Annotated in this window: 15 protein-coding genes; all 15 read left to right on the top strand. The window is 71.1% G+C overall.

Features of this window, described 5'->3' with window-relative positions:
• Nucleotides 1–3: 3 nt before the first annotated feature.
• The 15 genes from ACIOSY_RS00515 to ACIOSY_RS00445 all read left to right on the top strand — a co-directional run bounded on the left by ACIOSY_RS00515 (nt 4) and on the right by ACIOSY_RS00445 (nt 22044).
• Nucleotides 4–1830 carry a dipeptide/oligopeptide/nickel ABC transporter permease/ATP-binding protein gene (locus ACIOSY_RS00515; protein WP_400847334.1) on the top strand — a complete coding sequence of 609 codons (1827 nt, stop codon included), beginning with the start codon at nt 4–6 and terminating at the stop codon, nt 1828–1830.
• A complete protein-coding gene (locus ACIOSY_RS00510; RefSeq protein WP_400847331.1) occupies nt 1827–2576 on the top strand; it encodes an ABC transporter ATP-binding protein in 750 nt (249 codons plus the stop codon). Before ACIOSY_RS00515 ends, ACIOSY_RS00510 begins: the two co-directional genes overlap by 4 nt.
• A 66-nt stretch (nt 2577–2642) precedes the next feature.
• The gene (locus tag ACIOSY_RS00505) at nt 2643–5999 is read left to right on the top strand and encodes a serine hydrolase (RefSeq protein WP_400847329.1); all 3357 of its coding nucleotides are present in this window, start codon (nt 2643–2645) and stop codon (nt 5997–5999) included.
• On the top strand, nt 5996–7138 hold the full coding sequence (locus tag ACIOSY_RS00500) for a M20 family metallopeptidase (protein WP_400847326.1): 1143 nt from the start codon (nt 5996–5998) through the stop codon (nt 7136–7138). The genes ACIOSY_RS00505 and ACIOSY_RS00500 overlap by 4 nt, the downstream gene beginning before the upstream one ends.
• Nucleotides 7126–7935 carry a GNAT family N-acetyltransferase gene (locus ACIOSY_RS00495; RefSeq protein WP_400847323.1) on the top strand — a complete coding sequence of 270 codons (810 nt, stop codon included), beginning with the start codon at nt 7126–7128 and terminating at the stop codon, nt 7933–7935. The genes ACIOSY_RS00500 and ACIOSY_RS00495 overlap by 13 nt, the downstream gene beginning before the upstream one ends.
• Nucleotides 7932–9038, top strand: a complete 1107-nt coding sequence (gene menC, locus ACIOSY_RS00490; protein WP_400847320.1) for an o-succinylbenzoate synthase — start codon at nt 7932–7934, stop codon at nt 9036–9038. The genes ACIOSY_RS00495 and menC overlap by 4 nt, the downstream gene beginning before the upstream one ends.
• Nucleotides 9039–9054: 16 nt before the next feature.
• Nucleotides 9055–10662, top strand: coding sequence for a PucR family transcriptional regulator (locus ACIOSY_RS00485; RefSeq protein ID WP_400847317.1), 1608 nt, complete (start codon nt 9055–9057; stop codon nt 10660–10662).
• A 132-nt stretch (nt 10663–10794) separates the two neighbouring features.
• On the top strand, nt 10795–12147 hold the full coding sequence (locus ACIOSY_RS00480; protein WP_400847314.1) for an MFS transporter: 1353 nt from the start codon (nt 10795–10797) through the stop codon (nt 12145–12147).
• A complete protein-coding gene (locus ACIOSY_RS00475; protein ID WP_400847310.1) occupies nt 12144–13409 on the top strand; it encodes a CaiB/BaiF CoA transferase family protein in 1266 nt (421 codons plus the stop codon). The genes ACIOSY_RS00480 and ACIOSY_RS00475 overlap by 4 nt, the downstream gene beginning before the upstream one ends.
• Nucleotides 13409–14182, top strand: coding sequence for an enoyl-CoA hydratase/isomerase family protein (locus tag ACIOSY_RS00470; RefSeq protein ID WP_400847307.1), 774 nt, complete (start codon nt 13409–13411; stop codon nt 14180–14182). The genes ACIOSY_RS00475 and ACIOSY_RS00470 overlap by 1 nt, the downstream gene beginning before the upstream one ends.
• A gap of 188 nt (nt 14183–14370) precedes the next feature.
• Nucleotides 14371–16281, top strand: coding sequence for a helix-turn-helix domain-containing protein (locus ACIOSY_RS00465; RefSeq protein ID WP_400847304.1), 1911 nt, complete (start codon nt 14371–14373; stop codon nt 16279–16281).
• A 380-nt stretch (nt 16282–16661) separates the two neighbouring features.
• Nucleotides 16662–18296, top strand: a complete 1635-nt coding sequence (locus ACIOSY_RS00460; protein WP_400847301.1) for an ABC transporter substrate-binding protein — start codon at nt 16662–16664, stop codon at nt 18294–18296.
• A gap of 210 nt (nt 18297–18506) precedes the next feature.
• Nucleotides 18507–19538, top strand: coding sequence for an ABC transporter permease (locus tag ACIOSY_RS00455; protein ID WP_400847298.1), 1032 nt, complete (start codon nt 18507–18509; stop codon nt 19536–19538).
• The gene (locus ACIOSY_RS00450) at nt 19535–20407 is read left to right on the top strand and encodes an ABC transporter permease (RefSeq protein ID WP_400847295.1); all 873 of its coding nucleotides are present in this window, start codon (nt 19535–19537) and stop codon (nt 20405–20407) included. Before ACIOSY_RS00455 ends, ACIOSY_RS00450 begins: the two co-directional genes overlap by 4 nt.
• Nucleotides 20404–22044 carry an ATP-binding cassette domain-containing protein gene (locus ACIOSY_RS00445; RefSeq protein ID WP_400847292.1) on the top strand — a complete coding sequence of 547 codons (1641 nt, stop codon included), beginning with the start codon at nt 20404–20406 and terminating at the stop codon, nt 22042–22044. The genes ACIOSY_RS00450 and ACIOSY_RS00445 overlap by 4 nt, the downstream gene beginning before the upstream one ends.
• Nucleotides 22045–22099: the final 55 nt, after the last annotated feature.

Below are 22099 nucleotides of genomic sequence, written 5' to 3'. Positions count from 1 at the left end.
ACGATGCTCCGCAGCCCCCTGGGGGCGACCGCACTCGCGCTCCTCGCGCTGGTGGTCGTCACGGCCGTGCTCGCGCCGCTCCTCTGGGGCGAACAGGCGAACGTGAAGGACACCGGCGACCTGCTGGCGGGCCCGTCGGCGGAGCATCCCGTCGGCACCGACAATCTCGGTCGCGACCTGCTGCTGCGCACGCTGGTCGCCACCCGCCTGTCCGTCGCCCTGGCCCTGCTCGCCACGGCCGTGGCAGTGACCGCCGGACTGGTCCTGGGCGTTGCGCCGCTGTTGCTCGGCCGCGTTCTGGGACGCGCGGTGACCTGGTTCACCGGCATCGCCGTCGCCTTCCCCGGCCTGTTGCTCGCCCTGTTCTTCGCGGCGATCTTCGGCAGCACGGCGACCGCGGCCGTGTTCGCCATCGGGCTCGCCGGGGCCCCGTCGTTCGCCCGCCTCTGCCAGAACCTCATCGCCGGCATCGAGGCGCGGGACTTCATCTCCGCCGCCCGGGTCGGGGGAGTGGGGCGGCTGCGGGTGCTGTTCCGGCACGTGCTGCCGAACATCGGCGAACCGCTGATCGTCAACGCCACGGTCGGCGCGGGCGGCGCCCTGCTCGCCTTCGCGGGACTCTCGTTCCTCGGCCTCGGCGTGCAGCCGCCGGAGTACGACTGGGGCCGCCTGATGATGGACGGCGTCCGCGGCATCTACACCAACCCCCTTGCCGCGCTCGCCCCCGGTCTCGCCGTCGTGATCGCCGGCCTCGCCTTCAACCTCACCGGCGAATCGGCGGCGCGCAGCCTCGGCATGGGCGACGACGTGCTGCTCGGCGCGGGCGTGCGGCGTCGGCTGCGCACGCCCCGAGCGTCGACGCGCGGCCCCGCAGCGGCGGCCGCCCCGATCAGCGATGGCGACCCGGTGCTGGAGGTCTCCGACCTGCGGGTCGAGTTCCCCGGCGCGACCGGCCCGGTCCACGCGGTGCGGGGTGTCTCGTTCACCGTGGAGCAGGGAGAGATCGTCGGTATCGTCGGAGCCTCGGGGTCGGGCAAGTCGATGACCGCCCTCGCCGTCGCACGCCTGATCGAGGAGCCAGGCCGGGTGGAGGCATCCGCCCTGCGATTCCTGGGAACCGACCTGCTGACCACCGGCAAGGCGCGACTGCGGCGACTGCTCGGCACGTCGATGGCGATGGTGTTCCAAGACCCGATGTCGTCGTTCAACCCCACCATGCGCATGGGCGAGCAGCTCGCCGAGGTCGCCACCGAGCACGCCGGAGCGAGCCACCGCGACGCGCTCGCCCGGGCCGCCGACCGTCTCGCCGCGGTGCGGATCACGCACCCGAAGCGCCGTGTGCGCCAGTATCCGTACGAGTTCTCGGGCGGCATGCGCCAGCGCGCCATGATCGGCATGGGCATCATGCTCACGCCGCGTCTGATCATCGCCGACGAACCGACGACCGCCCTCGACGTGACGGTGCAGAGCCAGGTGCTCGATCTGCTGCGCGCCATCCGCGACGAGAACGGCGCGTCGGTGCTGTTCATCAGCCACGACATCTCGGTGGTGGCGGAACTGTGCGATCGGGTGCTGGTCATGTACGCCGGCGAGATCGTCGAGGAGCTGCCGGCCTCCGATCTCTCCTCCGCCCGCCACCCGTACACGCGGGCGCTGCTGTCTGCGGTGCCGCACATGGGCACCGCCCTCGATCGGCCCCTGGCGACGCTCGACGTCGACAGCCTCGCCGCGGCGGGGAAGAATGCCGGGGAATCGGATGCCGGGGCATCCGGGGCGCCGCGGACCGATGCGAAGGAACCGAGCGACCAGGCCGAGGCGGGTGTGCGATGAGCGAACTGCAGTTCGACGACGTGACGGTGCGGTACGGGGTTGGCCGCGCCGCGATGACCGCCGTCGACCGCGTGTCACTCGTGGTGCCGGACGGCGAGATCGTCGGCGTGGTGGGCGAGTCGGGGTCGGGCAAGTCGACCCTCGCGCGGGCCGCGGTCGGCCTCGTGCCGCTGCACGCCGGGCGCATCCTGCTCGACGGGGCTCCGATCCCTCGCCGGGGGCCGCGGCAGCTGCAGATGGTGTTCCAGGACCCGTATTCGTCGCTCGACCCGCGCATGACGATCGGTTCGAGCATCTCCGAGGTCATGCCCTCGGGGATGACCCGGCGCGCGCGGGCGGCCGAGACGGCACGCCTGCTGGAACTCGTGCACCTCGACCCCGACAAGGCCGACGCCTACCCGGCGCGGTTCTCCGGCGGCCAGCGGCAGCGCGTGGCGATCGCCCGGGCGCTGGCGGGCCGACCCCGGGTGCTCATTGCCGATGAGATCACGTCGGCGCTCGACGTGCTGATCCAGGGGACGATCCTCAACCTCATCCGCGAGCTGCAGGCCGAGCTGGGGTTGTCGATGCTCTTCATCTCGCACAACCTCGCCGTCGTGCGCTACGTCGCCTCGCGGGTGGCCGTCATGCACGACGGGCGGATCGTCGAGGAGGGGACGACCGCCGACGTGCTCGGCGATCCGCAGGACGAGTACACCCGCGAACTGCTCAGCGCCATCCCCCGACCGATCCAGTACACCCCCTGACGACCCCCGACACCCCCCCCGAACGACACCAGACGCGACTCGCGTCGAAACCGAAGGAGCCTCACCGTGACCCGGAGAATGCGCATCGACGATGTCCTCGCTCTGACCGTTCCCAGCCAGCCCGCGCTCTCGCCCTCGGGCGACCGCACGGTGTACGTCCTCGGCGGCATCGACGTCGACGGCGACCGGGCCACGAGCTCGCTCTGGATGGTGGATGCCGGGGGTGCTCGGCGTCTCACGCACGGCACATCGGATGCCGCTCCGGCGTTCTCGCCCGACGGTGAGCACCTCGCGTTCCTGCGCGACGGGCAGCTGTGGACGCTACCCCTCGCGGGTGGCGAGCCGCAGCAGCGCACATCGCTGACGCGCGGCGCCGGTGCTCCGGTGTGGAGCCCCGACGGCACGCGCATCGCCTTTACCGCCGCGATCGCGCCGAACACCGAGGGCGAGACCGCCGAGCAGCGCGACGCGCTGGAGAAGACGCCGATCGTCACCGAGGGCGTCGACTACATGGCCGACGGCGCCTGGTTCACCCGCGGCATCCGCGGGCAGCTGCACGTGCTCGACCTGGACGACGACCGCGTCACCCGGCTCACCGACGGCGATCGGGGAGCCGACAGCCCCGCCTGGTCGCCCGACGGCACGACCCTCGCCTACGTCGCCCGGCCCGACGGCGTCGACGACCTGACCTACCGCTCGGCGGTGTTCGGCCGCGACCCGCACGACCCGGCGGCGGCACCGCGTCTGCTCGGCTTCGCCGAGGGATACGCGGCGACCGTGACCTTCACCCCCGACGGCGATCGACTCGTCGTGGCGGGATGGGACGGCGAGCCCGACGGCCACACCGGCCTCTTCTCGGTCGACCTCGCCTCGGGTGAGGTGACCCGGCTCGCCGCGGAACTCGACCGCAACGTCATGCCCGGTGCACCCGCGTACCCGGGCGCTCTGCCGCAGGTGACGGCATCCGGCGAGGTGCTCTTCGCTATCCGCGATCGCGGAGCCACCCACCTCTACGGGGTGCCGGTGACCGGCGGCGAGGCGCGTCACGTGGCGGGCGGCACCGACGAGGTCGTGAGCGGTCTGTCGATCGCCGGCGACGCGGCGGTCATCGCCCTCTCGACGCCGACATCGTTCGGCGAGATCCTGCGTCTCGACGTCGCATCGGGCGAGACCTCCGTGCTCACTGCGCACGGTGCGGCTCCGCACGGCGCCGAGCTCTTCGTGCGGCAGAGCCGCGAGTTCACGATCAGCGACGGCACGACCGTGCAGGCGTGGATCGTGCGCGATCCGGCGGTCACGGGGGCGACCCCGCTGCTGGTCGACGTGCACGGTGGACCGCACAACGCGTGGAACGGTGCCGTCGACGAGATGCACGTCTTCCATCAGGAGCTCGCCGCCCAGGGGTGGACGATCGTCATGATCAACCCGCGCGGCAGCGACGGCTACGGCGAGGAGTTCTGGAAGGGCGTCAACGGGGCGTGGGGCGTCAGCGATGCGAAGGACTTCCTCGAACCCGTCGACGAGCTCGTCGCCGAGGGGGTGGCGGACCCCGCCCGCCTCGCCGTCACCGGATACAGCTACGGCGGGTACATGACCGCGTACCTGACCGGCCACGACGACCGGTTCTCCGCGGCGGTCGCTGGCGGCATCGTGGCCGACATGGTCAGCATGGGCGGCACGAGCGACGACGCGCACCTGCTGAACCTCTTCGAGATCGGCATCATGCCGTGGGACTCGGCCCAGCGCGAGCGTCTCGCCGAGATGTCGCCGTACTCGAGCGTCGACCGCGTGAACACGCCGACGCTCGTGCTGCACGGCGAGAAGGATCTCCGCTGCCCGGTGCACCAGGCGCAGCAGTGGCACTACGCCCTGCGTGAGCGCGGCGTGCCCACCAGCCTCGTGCTCTACCCGGGCGGCAGCCACATCTTCCCGCTGATGGGCGTGCCCAGTCACCGCGTCGACTACGCCCGGCGCGTGGTCGATTGGGTGGAGCGCTTCGCGGGCAGCACGCGCGGTCCCCGTCCCGGCGCGATCGACGCCGCCCACTGGCAGCACCGCCTCGAAGTGCTGGCGAAGCGCCACGGCGTTCCCGGCGCGCAGCTCGGCATCCTGCGCTACGACCCGGACGGACGCGACGACGTCGTGACCGTCACGACCGGGGTGCTCAACACCAGCCTGCCGGCCGAGTCGGCGCGGGTGCTCCCGGATTCGCTGTTCCAGATCGGCTCCATCTCGAAGGTGTGGACGGCCACCGTCATCCTGCGGCTGGTCGAGCAGGGGCGCCTCACGCTCGACACACGGGCCAAGGACGTGCTCCCCGACCTGCGCCTGATCAACGACGAGCTGACCGACGGCGTCACCGTGCGCCACCTGCTCACCCACACCAGCGGCATCGACGGCGACGTCTTCACCGACACCGGCCGCGGCGACGACTGCATCGCGGCGTACGTCGACCTGCTGTCGGAGGTGGGCCAGAACCACCCGCTGGGGGCGACGTGGTCGTACTGCAACTCCGGCTTCGTGCTGCTCGGACGCATCATTGAGCAGGTCACCGGCAAGGTCTGGGACGAGGCGATGCGCGAGCTGCTCTTCACGCCCCTCGGTCTCACCCACACGGTGACCCTTCCGGAAGAGGCGATCATGCACTCCGCCGCGGTCGGGCACGAGCCCGGTGAGCACGGACTCGAGGTCGCCCCCGTCTGGGGTCTGCCGCGCTCGGTCGGACCCGCCGGTCTCATCAGCGCGCGGGCGGCCGATGTGCTCGCCTTCGCCCGCCTGCACCTCGCGGGCGGAGTGGCTGCCGACGGCACGCGTCTGCTCGACGACGACACCGTCACCGACATGCAGGCCTTCCACGCCGAGGTGCCCGACAAGCACGTGCTCGGCGATTCGTGGGGTCTCGGGTGGATCCGCTTCGACTGGAACGGTGCGCGCCTCTATGGCCACGATGGCAACACCATCGGCCAGGCCGCATTCCTGCGCGTGCACCCGGAGACCGGGGTCGCCGTCACGCTCCTCACCAACGGCGGTCACACCCGCGACCTCTACGGCGACCTCTACCGGGAGATCTTCGCCGAGCTCTCGGACGTGCGGATGATGGATGCCGTCGAGCCGCCGACCGAGCCGGTCGAGGTCGACATCACGCCGTACGTCGGCGTGTACGAGCGGGCATCCGTGCGCAGCGAGGTGTACGTCGGCGACGACGGCCCGATGCTGCGGACGACCGTGCTCGGCCCTCTCGCCGAGATGCTGCCGGACCCCGTCGACGAGTACCCGCTCACGCCCTTCAGCGACGGCGTGTTCGCGCTGCGCGAGCCGGGCGCCCAGACCTGGATGACCGCCACCTTCTACTCGATCCCGAGCGGCGAGCAGTACCTGCACTTCGGTGCGCGGGCGACGCCGAAGGTGACGAGCGGCGCATGACCACCCTGCCCGCGCTCCCGGTCGAGGGGGTGACCGATACCGCGATCGTCGAGACGATCCGGCGCCTCGTCGAGTGCGAGTCGCCATCGTCCGATCTCGCGGCGGTCGCCCGCTCCGCCGATGTCGTCGCCGCGGTCGGCGCGGAGCTGCTGGGCATCGAGCCGGAGCGCATCGTGGTCGGTGGTGTCACGCACCTGCGCTGGCGCTTCGGTCCGGCGACGCGGGTGCTGCTGGTCGCGCACCACGACACGGTGTGGCCGCTCGGCACGGCCGAACGCCTGCCGTTCTCGGTGAGCGACGGCATCCTGCGCGGACCCGGATGCTTCGACATGAAGGCCGGTCTCGCGATGGCGCTCCACGCGCTGGCGGCGCTCGCCGACCGCGACGGGATGACGCTGCTGGTGACGGGGGACGAAGAACTCGGCTCCCCGAACTCGCGCGCGCTGATCGAGGAGACCGCCCGGGGTGCCGCGGCCGCGCTGGTGCTCGAGGCCTCGGCCGATGGCGGTGCCTGGAAGAGCGCCCGCAAGGGCGTGGGCCTGTACGACGTGGAGGTCACCGGGCGCGCGGCGCACGCGGGACTCGAACCCGAGCGCGGCGTGAACGCGACGGTCGAACTCGCACGGTTCGTGCTCGCCGTCGCCGCCCTCGGCGATCCCGACGCGGGCACGACGGTCACGCCCACCCGGGCCGAGTCGGGCACGACGACGAACACCGTCCCCGCCGGTGCCCGGTTGTGGATCGACGTGCGGGCCCGCACCGCGGCCGAACTCGAGCGAGTCGATCGTGCGCTGCGGGCCCTCGTCCCCGCCCATCCCGATGCGGCCTTCCGGGTGCGCGGCGGCATCAATCGACCGCCGATGGAAGCAGGGATGTCGTCCGCGCTCGTCGCCCTGGCGGGACGGACCGCCCACCGGCTCGGACTCCCGCCCGTGGCCGACGTCGCGGTGGGCGGCGCGAGCGACGGCAACTTCACCGCGGGAATCGGCGTGCCGACGCTCGACGGACTCGGCGCCGTCGGCGGGGGAGCGCACGCCGAGCACGAGCACGTCGTCGTCGCGGAACTGGCCCCGCGCACGCGCCTGCTCACAGAACTGATGCACGCGATATCGAGAACGGATGAGCCATGGCACGCCTGACCCGAAGCGACACGGTCGTCGCGAAGGCCGCCGACGACGCCGCGCTCGCCGCCTCCCGATCGGGCGTCGTGGTGCGCGAGCTCACCGGCATCGCCGAGCAGGCCGACGGCATCCGTCTGCTGTCGGAGATCTGGAAGCGCACGGCCGAGAATCCCCCGGTGCCGCCCGAACTGCTGCGCGCACTGAGCAAAGCAGGCAACTACGTCGGCGGCGCGTTCGCCGACGAACGTCTGATCGGTGTGGCGATCGCGTTCCACGCCGACCCCGAGCGGCATGCGCTGCACAGCCACATCGCCGGGATCTCGCGGGAACACGTCGGCCGCGCCGTCGGGTTCGCGCTCAAGCAGCACCAGCGGGCCTGGGCGCTGGCGCGGGGCATCGACGTGATCGAGTGGACCTTCGATCCGCTCGTCGCGCGCAACGCCCACTTCAACATCACCAAGCTCGGGGCGCGGCCGGTCGAGTACCTGGCCAACTTCTACGGCGCCATCGCCGACGGCGTGAACGGCGACGACGAGACCGACCGGCTGCTCATCAGCTGGAATCTGCGCAGCGACGAGGCCGTCGCCTGTGCCGGGGGAACCCCGCTCGCCCCGACGGTGCGCGAGCCCGGCGACGTCTCGGTCGCGGTGCCCGACGACATCGAGCGCCTGCGCCGGGAGCATCCCGCCGACGCCCGGGAGTGGCGAGCGCGCGTGCGTGACGAACTGACCGCACTCCTCGATGCGGGTGGCCGCATCATCGGATTCGACCGCGGCGAGGGCTACCTCGTGCGCCCGGGGAAGGAACAACGATGAAGATCGACGAACTGGAGCTGCGCCGCGTGGCGATGCCGCTCGTCTCTCCGTTCCGCACGTCGTTCGGCACCCAGACGGCGAAGGACATCCTGCTCGTGCGGGTGGTCGTCGACGGGGAGGAGGGCTGGGGCGAGTGCGTCACGCTGCCCGATCCGGTCTACTCGCCCGAGTACACCGATGGCGCGGTCGACGTCATCCGCCGCGTCATGGCGCCGGCGCTGGCGGGAGTCGAGTTCGCGGGCGCGCACATGATCGGCGAGCTGCTCGGCCACATCAAGGGTCACCGCATGGCGAAGGCGGCGATCGAGATGGCGGTGCTCGACGCCGAACTGCGTGCCGCCGGACGCTCGTTCGCGCGCGAGCTCGGCGCAGTGCACACCACCGTGCCGTGCGGGGTCTCCGTCGGCATCATGGACGAGATCCCCCGGCTCCTCGACGCCGTTGACGCGTATCTCGACGAGGGGTACGTGCGCATCAAGCTGAAGATCGAGCCCGGTTGGGACGTCGACGTCGTCCGGGCGGTGCGCGAGCGCATCGGCGACGACGTGCAGCTGCAGGTCGACGCGAACACCGCCTACACGCTGCGCGATGCGACCCATCTCGCCCGGCTCGACGAGTTCGATCTGCTGCTGATCGAGCAGCCCCTGGAAGAGGAGGACATCCTCGGGCACGCCGAACTCGCGCGCCTCGTGCGCACGCCCATCTGCCTCGACGAGTCGATCACCTCGGCGCAGACCGCCGCTGCCGCCATACGCCTCGGAGCCACGAGCATCATCAACATCAAGCCGGGGCGCGTCGGCGGGTACCTCGAGGCGCGGCGCATCCACGATCTCGCCGTCGCGAACGGCGTGCCGGTCTGGTGCGGCGGCATGGTCGAGTCCGGTCTCGGGCGCGCGGCCAACGTCGCCCTCGCCGCCCTCCCCGGCTTCACGCTGCCCGGAGATGTGTCGGCCAGCGACCGGTTCTACAAGACCGATCTCACCGAGCCCTTCGTCATGCGCGACGGGCACCTGACCGTCCCGACGGGGCCGGGCCTGGGGGTCGCGCCGATCCCCGAGGTCCTCGACGAGCTGACCACCTGGATCGAGCCGCTGCGGATGTGAAGTTATGCTCGCCGATATGAGCCCGCTCTCGCGGTCGAGCTGGGGTCGCGTCTTCGACGACCTCGGCGTGACCCTCCTCGATGTCGCCCACGGCGGCATCGACGTCGACCAGCAGATCGGCGGGATCGTCATCCACGATCCGCTCGACGAGCCGGTGTACCCGCAGAATGCGATCGTGCTCGCCATCGCGGTGCAGGAGGCGGATGCTCTCGCCGAGCTGGTCGCGGCGGCGGGGCGCCGCGGGGCCGTCGCCGTGGTGGTGCGTGCGTCGACCGACTTCCCCGAGGAGGTGCGGGCCGCCGCCGACGGCGCGCGGGTCGCGATCCTCAGCCTCGCCCGTGGTGCGACCTGGACCCAGCTCGCGGCGCTCCTGCGCTCGCTTCTCGCGGAGGACGACGTCGGCTACACCCCCGCCGAGTCGCTGGGCGGGGTCTCGTCCGGCGATCTGTTCGCGGTGGCGAACGCGATCGCCGCTCTGCTCGACGCCCCGGTGACGATCGAGGACCGATCGTCACGCGTGCTCGCCTTCTCGGGTGGGCAGGAACAGGCCGACGAATCGCGCGTCGAGACGATCATCGGCCGGCAGGTACCCGATCGGTACGCGCGGGAGCTGACCGAGATGGGTGTGTTCCGTGAGCTGTACCGCGACGACATGCCCGTGGTCGTCGACCCCGTGCGTCTCGGCGAGGGCGTCTCGACCCAGCGCATCGCGATCGCGGTGCGCGCCGGCGACGAAGTGCTCGGCTCGATCTGGGCCGCGATGGACGGCGCCCTCACCCCCGAACGCACGGCTACGCTGCGGGATGCTGCGAAGCTCGTCGCTCTGCATCTGCTGCGTGTGCGTGCGGGGGCGGATGCGCAGCGCCGCCTGCGTGCCGAACTCGTCAGCCGTGCGGTCGATGGTGGAGCCGAGGCGCGCGACGCACTGAGTCGACTCGGCCTCGCCGGCCACCGCGTCTGCGTGGTCGCCGCCACGCTCACCGCGCTCGGCGACGCGACCGAGCACGATGCGCTGGCCGACCGCGAACGGCTCACCGACGCGCTCGCGCTGCATCTGTCGGCCGTTCAGCACGGTGCTGCGGTCGCTCTCGTGGGAGACACCGTCTACGGCGTCCTGCCCGTCGCCGATCGGGTCGCCGAGGAGCGGGCGGCGGCGCTCGCCGTGGACTTCCTCCAGCGCGTGGGTGACCGCATCCCCGCGCTGATCGGCATCGGCCGCCCGGCGGATGCCGTCGCGGAGATCGCACGATCGCGCGCCGAAGCGCGTCGTGCGCTGCGGGTGCTGAGCGAGCGCGGTGCGAGGCGCACGGTGGCGAGCATCGCCGATGTCGAGACCGAATCGTTGCTGCTCGATCTTCGCGACCTGCGCAGTTCGCGCGGCGACCCCGCGTCGGGGGCGCTTGCCCGCCTCGCCGCCTATGACGAGCTGCACGACGCCCATCTCATCGACACATTGGCCGCCTGGCTCGACAGCTTCGGAGACGTCGGCGCCGCCGCAGCATCCTGCTTCGTCCACCCGAACACGTTCCGCTACCGGTTGCGTCGCGTCGCGGAGGTCGGCGCGATCGATCTCGACGACCCCGACGCGCGGTTCGCGGCGATGCTCGACCTGCGCACGCGCTGAGCGCATCGTGTCATCGATGCCATGTTCGGCCCTCTGGATATGGCTCCCGCGCACATAGATACCTGACCGTGCGCCTGTCAGAGTGAATCGACCCGGCGTCAGCGGAGACGCCGGCGGAAGGGAACCCCACTCATGACCTCGGCATCCACCGCCCCGCGCGAAGCGCCCACCACCGGAAAGTCGCAGATCCGCACGATCGTCGCGTCGAGCGTCGTCGGCACCACCGTCGAGTGGTTCGACTTCTTCGCCTACTCGACGGCGGCGGCCCTCATCCTCAACAGCCTGTTCTTCCCCGACTACGACCCGCTCGTCGGCACGATCCTGGCCTTCGGCGGCATCGCGGTGGGCTACTTCGGCCGCCCGCTCGGATCGATCGTGTTCGGGCACTTCGGCGACCGGATCGGACGCAAGCGGATGCTCGTCATCTCGCTCGTGCTCATGGGCATCGCCACCTTCCTCATCGGTCTGCTCCCGACGTACTCCGCGATCGGGGTCGCCGCTCCCATCCTGCTGATGGTGCTGCGGTTCGTGCAGGGCTTCGCCCTCGGTGGCGAGTGGGGCGGTGCGGTGCTGCTCGTCGTCGAGCACGCCGAGCCGCGCCGACGCGCGTTCCTCGGCAGCTTCCCGCAGGTGGGCCTCGCGCTCGGCCTCACGCTGTCGACCCTCGTGTTCCTGCCGCTCGTCGCCCTGCCCGGTGACGCGTTCCAGGCCTGGGGCTGGCGTGTGCCGTTCCTGATCAGTGCGGTGCTGGTGCTCGTGGGACTCTTCATCCGCCTGAAGATCACCGAGACGCCCGAGTTCGAGAAGATGCGCGAGGCCGGGAAGGCCGCCCGCGTGCCGCTGTGGGACACCCTCAAGACGCACCCCGGTCAGGTCATCTTCGCCGCCCTGAGCTTCGCCGTGATCGGCGCCGTCTTCTACATGCTGTTCACGTTCAGCCTCACCTACGGCACCCAGTTCGTCGGCCACACGCAGCCGCAGATGCTGACGATCGCGACGATCTGCTCGGTTCTGGCGCTGGTGGGGCTGCCGCTCGCTGGCTGGCTGGCCGACCGGTTCGGGGTCGCGAAGGTCTTCGCCTCCGGCACGATCCTCTCGGTCATCCTGGCCTTCCCGGCGTTCTGGCTGATCGACACCGGCAGCCTCGCTGCCGCCTATGCCGCCTACATCGCGACGACGATCGGCTTCTGCGCCACCTACGGCACGCTCGGCGTGCTCTATGCGCAGGCGTTCGACGTGCGCATCCGCTACACGGGCATGTCGCTCGCACTCGGCATCGGCACGATCATCGGGTCGGCCTTCGTGCCGATCATCTACCTCGAGCTGCTCGACGTCTTCGGCGGCTCCTGGGCCATCTCGCTCTACATGGTGGTCGCGGGTCTCGTGACCCTCATCTCGGTGGCCGCACTGCACCGCCTCGGTCGCCGCTCCGCTCGGCGCGAAGCATCCGCCTCCGCATCCGCTTCGGAAGGAACCCCTCGATGATCGATGACGCCACCCGTGCACTGCTCGCCGGACTCGGAGGAGTGGATGCCGCTCCCGGTTCTCTCGCGGGCGTGGTGGTCGTCGACGTCACGCGCGTGGTCGCTGGCCCCTACTGCTCGATGATCCTGGCCGATCTGGGCGCGACGGTCATCAAGGTCGAGAACCCCGGCGACCCCGACTACACGCGCACCTTCCCGCCGATGCTCCCGCGCGACGATGCCGAGCCTCTGAGCGGATTCTTCGCGCAGTACAACCGCAACAAGCTGGGCGTGACGCTGAACCTGAAGAGCCCGGGCGCCGCCGAGGTGCTCGACCGGCTCGTGGAGCGCGCCGACGTGCTCGTCGAGAACTTCCGCCCCGGCACGATGGACCGGCTGGGTCACGGCTACGAACGCCTGCGGCAGGTGAACCCCAAGCTGGTCTACGCGGCGCTCAGCGGGTACGGCCAGTCGGGTCCGTACCGGCTGCGCCCCGCCTACGACAACAGTGCGCAGGCCACCGGCGGACTGTGGTCGATGAACGGAGAGGCGGGTGGCCCGCCCACCCGCGTCGGCACGATCATCGGCGACCTCGCGGCCAGCCTCTACGGCGTGATCGGGGTGCTCGCCGCGCTGCGGCACGCCGAGCAGACGGGCGAAGGGCAGCTCGTCGACATCTCGCAGCAGGACTCCGTGCTCACGCTCACCGAGAACGCGGTCGTGTCGTACACGGTCGACGGTGTCGTGCCGAAGCCGCTCGGCAACCAGCATCCGTTCGTGCGCCCCTACGAGCTGTTCCCGTGCGCCGACGGATTCGTGTTCTTCGGCGGCTACACCGACAAGTTCTGGCGCATCTCGTGCGAGACGTTCGGCAGCCCGGCCGACTGGGACGACAACCCCGACCTGCACACCATGGCCACCCGGTTCGACGCCGAGGTGTACCAGGAGCGCGTGAAGCCGATGGTCGTGCGCTGGTTCGCCGACCGCACGAAGGCCGAGCTTGAAGCCCTCGCCGGAGACCTCGTGCCGCTCAGCGCGGTGAAGGACATCGGCGAGGTGGTCGACGACCCGCAGATCACGGCCCGCGGCATGATCGTCGACAACGAGTACCCCGGCCACGGGTCGCTGCGCACCTTCGGGTCGCCGGTGAAGCTCGACCGCACACCGGCGCAGACCGCGGGGCTCGCGCCCGACATGGGCCAGCACACCGACCGGGTGCTGGGCGATTTCCTTGGCTACTCGGCCGACGAGGTCGAGGCGCTGCGCACCGGGGGCACGATCTGATGGGCATCCGTCTCGACCGCTCCGGCGGTGTCGGCGTCATCACGATCGACCGTCCCGAGAAGCTCAATGCCCTCACGCTCGCGATGTACGACGAGCTCGGCGCTGCGTTCGCCGAGGTGCGCGACGACCCGCGCATCGGTGTGGCGGTGCTGACCGGTGCCGGCGAGCGTGCGTTCTGCGTCGGTGCCGACCTGGGGGAGTCGATCCCGGCGCTCACCGAGGAGCGTTTCGACATCAGCGAGTGGGATGCCGCGCACCAGAAGCACTCGACGCTCGAGAAGCCGGTGGTCGCCGCGATCAACGGCCTCTGCCTCGGCGGCGGGTTCGAGATCATGCTGTCGACCGACATTCGCCTCGCCTCCGCCGACGCGCAGTTTGCCCTGCCCGAGACCGGCGTCGGTGTCGTGCCGGCGGGTGGCACGCTCGTGCGGCTCATCCGGCAGATCCCCTACGCCTTCGCGATGGACCTCATGCTGCGCGGAGACCGCATCGACGCCGAGACCGCGCTGCGGTACGGGCTGGTGAACCGGGTGGTTGCGGCATCCGCTCTGCACGACGAGGCGATCGCCGTCGCCGAGCAGCTGCTCACCAAGAGCGCCACGGCCCTCGCGACCGTGAAGCGCGCCGTGCGCGCGCTCGCCGACCTGCCCGAGGCCGAGGCGTTCCGTCTCGAGGCCACGCTCGGGCAGCAGGCGTTCGCGAGCGACGACGCGCGCGAGGGCCTGGCCGCCTTTGCCGACCGCCGCCCGCCGCGGTTCCCCTCGCGCGCCTGACCCGCCCCGCCCCGCCCCGCCCCCGCCCCCCCCGGCCCCGCCCCCCGAGGGATGGTGCGGGATCAATATGTCAGGTCAAACGGCCTCCAGAGCCGACATATTGATCCCGCACCGGGTTGATCCCGCACCGGGAGAAGAGCGGGGATACGGGAGGCGCGTGGGAAGGTGGGAGCAGAGAGGAGCGCGAGATGACCGAGCACCGCCCGACCCCCAACCCGACCGCGTCGGCCCTCGCGCTCGAGGTCGTCGCCGCGGCCCGCGCAGAACCCGGAGAGCGGATGCTGGCGCTCACGCAGCTGCTCGCCGAGGCGGATGCCGTGGCATCCGATGTCGAGGAGATCCTCGCCGCGGTGCAGGAATCGCAGCAGCAGACCGCGCGCCTGCGACGACGCACGATCGAGCTCGAGGCCCTGTTCTCCACCGCGCGCGAGCTGGTGCGGCTGCAAGACGTCACCGATGTGCTGCGGCGCCTCGTCGATCGGGCGCACGAGCTGATGGGCACCGACGTCACCTACCTGTCGGAGGTCGACAACGCGCAGGGCGACCTGCGGGTGCGCTATTCGGCGGGCACGGTCACGCCCGAGTTCCGCGACCTGCTGGTGCCGGCCGGGTTCGGCCTGGCGAGCCTCGTCGCCGACTCCCGCGAGCCGGTCTGGGTGCGCCAGTACACGCGAATGGCGGATGCTCCGCACGACCCCGCGATCGACGACGCGGTCGCGCGCGAGGGGTTGGTGTCGTTCCTGGGCGTGCCCCTGGCCGTCGGTGACGAGGTGCTCGGCGCGCTGTTCGCGTGCAACCGGTTCGCCCACGACTTCACGCCCGACCAGGTGCTGCTGCTCTCGGCCTTCGCCGACCACGCGGCCGCCGTGCTGCACAGCGCCCGTGTGCTGGCCGAGAGTGCGGCCGCTCGTGCGCATGCCGAGCAGGCGAATGCCCAGTTGGAACGGATGCTCGTGGCGACGCGGGTCGTGGGCGGCATCCATGAAGAGCTCACCGCCGCGGTCGTCTCGGGCGCGACGCTGGTCGACCTGGTCGCGACCGTCTCCGCCCGTCTCGGTAGACGCGTGTGCGCCGTCGACGAGGCCGGTCGCCCGCTCGACGGCGGTGCCGACGCCCGCACGGGATTCCCCCGCCGAAGACTTCTCGCCGACGCGATCCGCGAGAGCCGCGCGAGCGGCCATGCGGTCGCGATCGCCGACGGGGCGCACGGCTGGCTGGTGGTCGCGATCCTCGGCGCCGACCGCGTGCTCGGAGCGATGGTCGCCGACGACGACCCGTCCGGGGCCGATGACGTCGCCCGCCCCACGCTCGAGAGTGCCGCGCACGTCGCCGCGCTCGTCTCCTTCCAGCGCGACGCGGTGTCGGCGAAGCGCGCCGAGCGCCGTGCCCGACTGCTCGTCGCGCTGCTCGACGGTGCGGCCGAGGCATCCGCTCTGGCATCCGAGGGGGTGCTGCCTCCGTCCGCCGCGTCGGTCATCGACACCCACGGACGCGAGGGGGCGTTGGTTCTGGCGGCGGATGCCGTGGGCGACGACGGTCTCGTCGCGGTGCACGAAGGTGCCGTGGTGATCGCGTGGACGGTGGCCGATGCCACCGAGGCGACCGAGGCGACCGAGCGCGTGCGGCGGGTGCTCGCCGAGCGGTGGGGCGCGACGGTGTCCGCCGTCGTCGGGCCCGCAGTGGCGGATGCTCCGGCACTGCGCGCATCGGTCGAGCGCGGGTTGCGCGATCTGAGATTCCTGAAGCCGCTCGGTGTGACCGGCGTGACCGTGCAGTCGGACGACTTCGCTCCGTACCACGTGCTCACCTCGGGCGAGCCGGAGGCGGCGGCCCGATTCGTCGACGGGGTGCTCGGTCCGGTGCGCGCCTGGGATGAGCGGCGCGGAACGGCCCTGGTCGAGACACTCGTCGCGTACTTCGACGCTGGCGAGAGCCGTCAAGGCGCGGCGACGGCGCTGCGCGTGCATGCCAATACGGTGCAGCAGCGCCTCGACCGGATCTGGACGCTGCTCGACGGAGACCCCGCGGATGCCGAGTACCGCTTCCGCCTGCAGGCCGCGGTGCGTCTCGAGCGCCTCCGCCGGGAGCTGCTCGGCTGAGGGCTCGGGATGCCGGGGCGCACCCCGTTGGGCGGAGATCTCGGTGTGGGGAGGAGAGATGGGGCGGATTCTTCGGCCCCACGGCGAGAATTCCGCCGGGGGCGGTGGGGCCAACCGGAGCTTCGCGCCGCGTCATTCGGGAGGAGATCGGCCCTGCGGAGGGCGATTTGGCCGAATCCCTCCTCCCGTGTGCGGATCTCCTCCCGAATGATGCCCCACCGGCGGATGCCGAAGGCGCCGACCCTATCGGAACGGATGCCGGAACTCCCGCGTATGTCGTCGTCTGACGTTCGGTGACTCCCTGTGTACCCGCCGTTTCTCGCGGCGACCGGGGCGCGGTTACGTTCGGAACCCCGTGCCCACCCCCGAGAGGACCGATCGTGGCTTCCGCGAGAAAAACCGCACGCTTCGGGGCTGCCATCGCAGCCGCCGTCGTCGCCGCTCTGACCCTGACCGCCTGCGCTGCGGGCGCCCCCGCGGAGTCTTCCGACTCGAACGGAGAGCCCGTCGAGGGCGGCGACCTCGTCGTCGCGGTGCGCTCGGAGCCGCCGCAGCTCAACCCGCTGGTCGATCAGGTCGGCGGGGCGCACGTGCTGAGCCCCGTCGTCGACTCGCTCGTCTGGGACAACGGCGACGGAACGTACGGCACGTGGCTGGCGACCGAGTGGGAAGCATCCGACGACGCCCGCGTGTACACGTTCACGCTGCGCGACGACGTGACGTTCCACGACGGCACCCCGTTCGACGCCGAGGCCGTCAAGGCCAACTTCGACTACGTCGCCGACCCCGCCAACAAGTCGACCGGGTCGGTCGCGAAGCTCGGACCGGTGGCCGAGGTGCTCGACGAGTACACGGTGCGCATCACGCTGGAGCAGCCCGAGTCGAGCTTCCTCACGCTGATCGCGGCACCGTACTTCGGCATCGTCTCGCCGAAGCAGCTGCTCGAAGACCCCGACTCGCTCGCCTCGACCGTGGTGGGCACCGGACCCTTCGTCTTCGACGAGTGGGTCAAGGGCCAGAGCCTCACCTACGTGCGCAACGACGACTACAACTGGGGTCCCGAGGGCACCCACGAGGGCGCCGCGTACCTCGACAAGATCACGTACCGGTTCCTCCCCGAGGACCAGACCCGGTACAACGCTCTCGTCACCGGTGAAGCCGACGTCGTCGACTACATCGCCCCCGAGTACGCCAAAGATGTGAAGGCCGATGAGAAGTACGGCTCGGACGAGTTCCCGCTCCCGGGTGTCGGCTTCACGCTGCACCTGAACACCCGCACCGCGCCGTTCGACGACGTGACCGTTCGCCAGGCGCTGCTGCACGGCCTCGACCGCGAAGCGATCGTCTCGAGCGCGACCTTCGGCGCCTACCCGGTGCAGGAGTACCTCGCCATGACGACCCCCGACTTCAAGAAGGATCTCGAGAATGTCATCGATTTCGATGCGGATGCTTCGGCCGATCTGCTCGACGAGGCCGGCTGGACCGGCACCGACGACGAGGGCTACCGCACGAAGGACGGCGAGCGTCTGAGCACGGTCATCCCGTACGCCGACAACGACCAGCTCGCGCAGCGCACGCTCGAGCAGGTGCAGATCGACGGCAAGGCGCTCGGCTTCGAGATTGTTCTGCAGCCGGTTCCCGCGGCCGACTTCGCGCAGCGTCTCTACAACGGCGACTACGGCATCATGCCGTCGTTCCAGTCCGAGGCGACCGGCATGCAGCTGTGGCGCCTGTACGGCGGCGACAACGTCTCCGACGGGTCGACGATCGGTTCGAACGCGTCGTTCCTCTCCGACCCCGAGCTCGACGGCATCCTCGCCCAGGCCCGCGCCAGCGCGGACCCGGTCGCCCGCGCCGACTTCTACGGTCAGGCGCAGGAGCTGCTGCCCGAACTCGCCCCGTCGATCCCGCTGTACTCGCGGGCCCGGGTCGTGGCCTGGCAGCCGAACGTCAACGGCATCACGTGGGACTACGCGTGGCCGCAGCCGTACCTGTTCGACGCCTGGAAGAACTGACCCAGGGCTCGGCCCTCCGCCGTTCTTCGCCCCCACTCCTCGCCCCCGGTCGCGGGATCAATATGTCAGGTCAAACGCCTCCGGAAGCCGACATATTGATCCCGCAGCAGGGGCGAGCGGGAGGGGCGAGCGGGAGGGGCGAGCGGGGGCGAGGTGGCGGGACGGGGTGGGCAAGGCAGGCGGAGAGTCGCGGATGAAGGAAGAAGAGGGATGAGAACCACCTGGATGGTGCTGCGCCGACTCGGCGTGAGCCTGATCACGCTGCTCGGAGCCGCGACCCTCACGTTCTTCGCGCTGCGGCTCGTGCCCGTGGATCCGGCGTTCGCGATCCTCGGCGCGGGGCAGCAGCAGGTCGAGATCAGCCCCGAGGTGCTCGCCGTCGTGCGGCAGGAGTACCACCTCGACGAACCGCTGATCGTGCAGTACTTCCTCTACCTCGGACGCCTCGTGCGGGGTGACCTGGGCATGTCGTACGTGCAGGAGCAGCCGGTGTCGCAGCTGCTCGCAGCTCAGGCCGGCCCGACGGTGGCACTCGCGCTCGCCGCGACACTGCTCGCCATCGTGATCTCGCTCGTCGGCGGTGTGCTCACCGCCGGGCGCCGCCTGCCGAGCTGGATCTCGTCGGGTGTCGAACTCGTGCTCGCGTCGACCCCGGTGTTCTGGCTCGGGTTCATCCTGATGCTGATCTTCGCGGTGTGGCTGCGGGCGTTGCCCATTCTCGACAGCGGCGATCTGCGCTCGCTGATCCTGCCCGCGCTCACCCTCGCTCTTCCGGCGGCGGCGCTGCTACTGCAGGTGCTGCGCCAGTCGCTCGACGATGCGCTCGAGCAGCCGTTCATCCTCTCGGCCCGCGCCCGGGGCCTCGGCACGCTCGCGGTCACGGTGAAGCACGCGCTGCGCCATGCCGCCGTGCCGTACCTCACGATGCTCGGATTCTCGTTCGGGGCGCTCCTCGGTGGAGCCGCCATCACCGAGACCCTGTTCAGTCGTCCGGGGCTCGGTCGCCTGCTCGTCGATTCGGTGGCCTCGCAAGACATCCCCGTCGTGATCGGGGTGGTGCTCGCCGGCACCGCGGTGTTCATCCTCGTCAACACTCTCGTCGACCTGTCGTACGGACTGGTCGATCCGCGGGTGCGCGAGACCGGACGCACGTCTGTCGAGCCCACGCCGGCAGCGGGCGCGGCCGTCGAGCCCGCGGATGCCGAGCGCACGGATGCCGAGCGCAAGGAGGTCGTCGCATGAGCGGGGCCGTCGTCGCCGAGGCCGTCACCGCGCGGCAGCACGTGCGCTGGCGTGGATGGGTGCGGTTCGCCGCCGACCTCGGCACGCTGCTGTGCGCGATCGTCCTCGTGCTCTTCGTGCTCGCCGCCCTCTGGCCGCAACTGCTCACCAGCCTCGACCCGCTCGCCGCCGACCGAGCGTTGATCCTCGCGCCTCCCGGGCCGGGGCATCCGCTCGGCACCGACGAGATCGGCCGCGACGTCTATGCCCGCATCGTCTACGGGGCGCGTAGCTCGCTCGTGCTCGGTTTCGGTGCCGTGCTCATCTCGCTCTTCTTCGGCACGATCCTCGGCCTCGTCGCCGGGCTCTCGAACCGGGTGATCTCGACCATCACGCTGCGTCTCACCGACATCGGGGCGGCGTTCCCCGAGCTGGTGCTCGCGATCCTCATCCTCGCGCTGTTCGGTGGCGGGCTCGCGACCGCGACGATCGCGATCGGCATCGCCGGCATCCCGTACTACGTGCGCGTCGTGCGCGGCGAGACGCTGCGGGTGCGCACCTCGACGTACATCGAGGCGTCGCGGGGCATGGGGCTCTCGCGCTCCACGGTGCTCGGGAGGCACCTGCTGCCCAACGCCGTGCGCCCGGTCGTCGTCATCGCCACGATCGGACTCGGCGGGGCAACCCTCGCCGGAGCCGCGCTGTCGTTCCTCGGCCTGGGCAGCCCGCCGCCGACACCGGAATGGGGCTCCATGCTCTCGAACGCCCGCAACTTCCTGACGCTGGGCTGGTGGGCCGCCGTGTTCCCCGGACTCGCGATCACCCTGTTCGTCATCAGCACGACCGTGCTCGGTCGCCGGCTGCAGGCGCGACTGGAGGGACGCGGATGAGCGCCCTGGTCCGCGTCGAAGGCCTGCGGGTCTCGTTCGGCAGCGGGGGAGCGGCGCACACGGTCGTCGAGGGAGTCGGCTTCGAGCTGGCACCCGGCGAATGCGTGGCGCTGGTGGGGGAGTCCGGATCGGGCAAGTCGGTGAGCGCCCGCAGCCTGCTCGGCCTCGTCGGCGCCGGATCGCGCGTGCGTGCCGACACCCTCGAGATCGACGGGCAGGATGCTCGCACGTTCTCGGAGCGACGGTGGCGGGGCATCCGTGGCCGCCGCATCGGCTACATCCTGCAGGATGCCCTCTCGTCCCTCGACCCGCTGCGCACCGTCGGCAAAGAGGTGCAGGAGGCGATCTCGGCCACCGGCGGACCCCGTGGTCGTGCCGGCCGCGCCCGCGCCCTCGAACTGCTGGGTCGCACGCACGTGCCCGACCCCGAGACGCGCATCGACGAGCGGCCAGCGCAGCTCTCGGGCGGCCAGCGCCAGCGTGCACTGATCGCGACGGCGCTCGCCGGCGACCCGGCCGTGCTCATCGCCGACGAGCCGACCACCGCACTCGACGTGTCGGTGCAGAAGCAGATCCTCGAACTCTTCGGCGAGCTCAAGGCCGAGGGCATCGCCCTGCTGCTCATCAGCCACGACCTCGCGGTGGTGTCGCAGCTCGCCGACCGCGTGCTCGTGCTGCAGGGTGGCGCCGTGGTCGAGGCGGGCACCACCGCCGAGGTGCTGTCGAGGCCCGAGCATCCGTACACCCGGTCGCTGATCGAGGCGGCCCCGCGGTTCGAGGTCGGGCCGGCGGATGCTTCGGCCGAAGCTGGGTCCTTGAGCGCACCGGGGTCCCTGAGCGTACCTGGGTCCCTGAGCCTGTCGAAGGGCCCCGCCCCCGAAGCATCCGAAGCATCCGACATCGTGCTCGCCGCCGAGAACGTGAGCAAGACGTTCGCGGTACGGGGCGGCGCCGTGCGGCACGCCGTGAAAGACGTGTCGATCGCCGTGCGCCGCGGGCGCTCGGTCGGTGTCGTCGGCGAATCGGGCTCGGGCAAGACGACCCTCGCGCGCATCCTCGCCGGGTTCACCACCGCCGACAGCGGCACGGTGCGGCGGGCGAGCGACGACCCGCGCGACGTGCAGTTCGTGTACCAGGATCCGGGGTCGTCGTTCGATCCCCGCTGGACCGTGGGGCGTCTGCTCGACGAGGCGATCGCGCTGCGGCATCCCGACTTCGGGCGCAGCGAACGCACGGCGCGGGTGCGGGACTGGCTGGAACGCGTCGGGCTCTCCGCCGACTTCGCCGACCGGCGTCCCTCGTCGCTCTCGGGCGGGCAACGTCAACGCCTGGGCATCGCCCGCGCGCTCGCCGTGGAACCCGCGGTCGTGGTGCTCGACGAACCCGTATCGGCACTCGATGTGGCGGTGCAGAAGCAGATTCTCGAACTGATCGCCCGCCTGCAGGCGGAGACCGGCGTGGGCTATCTCTTCATCTCGCACGACCTCGGTGTGATCCAGAAGGTGTGCGACACGGTCGTGGTGCTGCAGGGCGGCGAGGTGCGCGAGGCCGGCCCCACGTCGCAGGTGCTGCGCGCGCCCGCCGACGAGTACACCCGCCTGCTGATCGACGCGGTTCCGTCGCTGCCCGCGTTCTGACGCGCTGAGGGGCCTAGACGCGCCGCGCCGCGCCCGCCCGATGCGGCGTGTCTTG

The organism is Microbacterium sp. NPDC087665 (assembly GCF_044743285.1).
In the GTDB taxonomy this organism is placed as follows: Bacteria; Actinomycetota; Actinomycetes; order Actinomycetales; family Microbacteriaceae; genus Microbacterium.
Note: the sequence above shows the minus strand (reverse complement) of the source record. Positions and strands in the feature narration are given on the sequence as shown.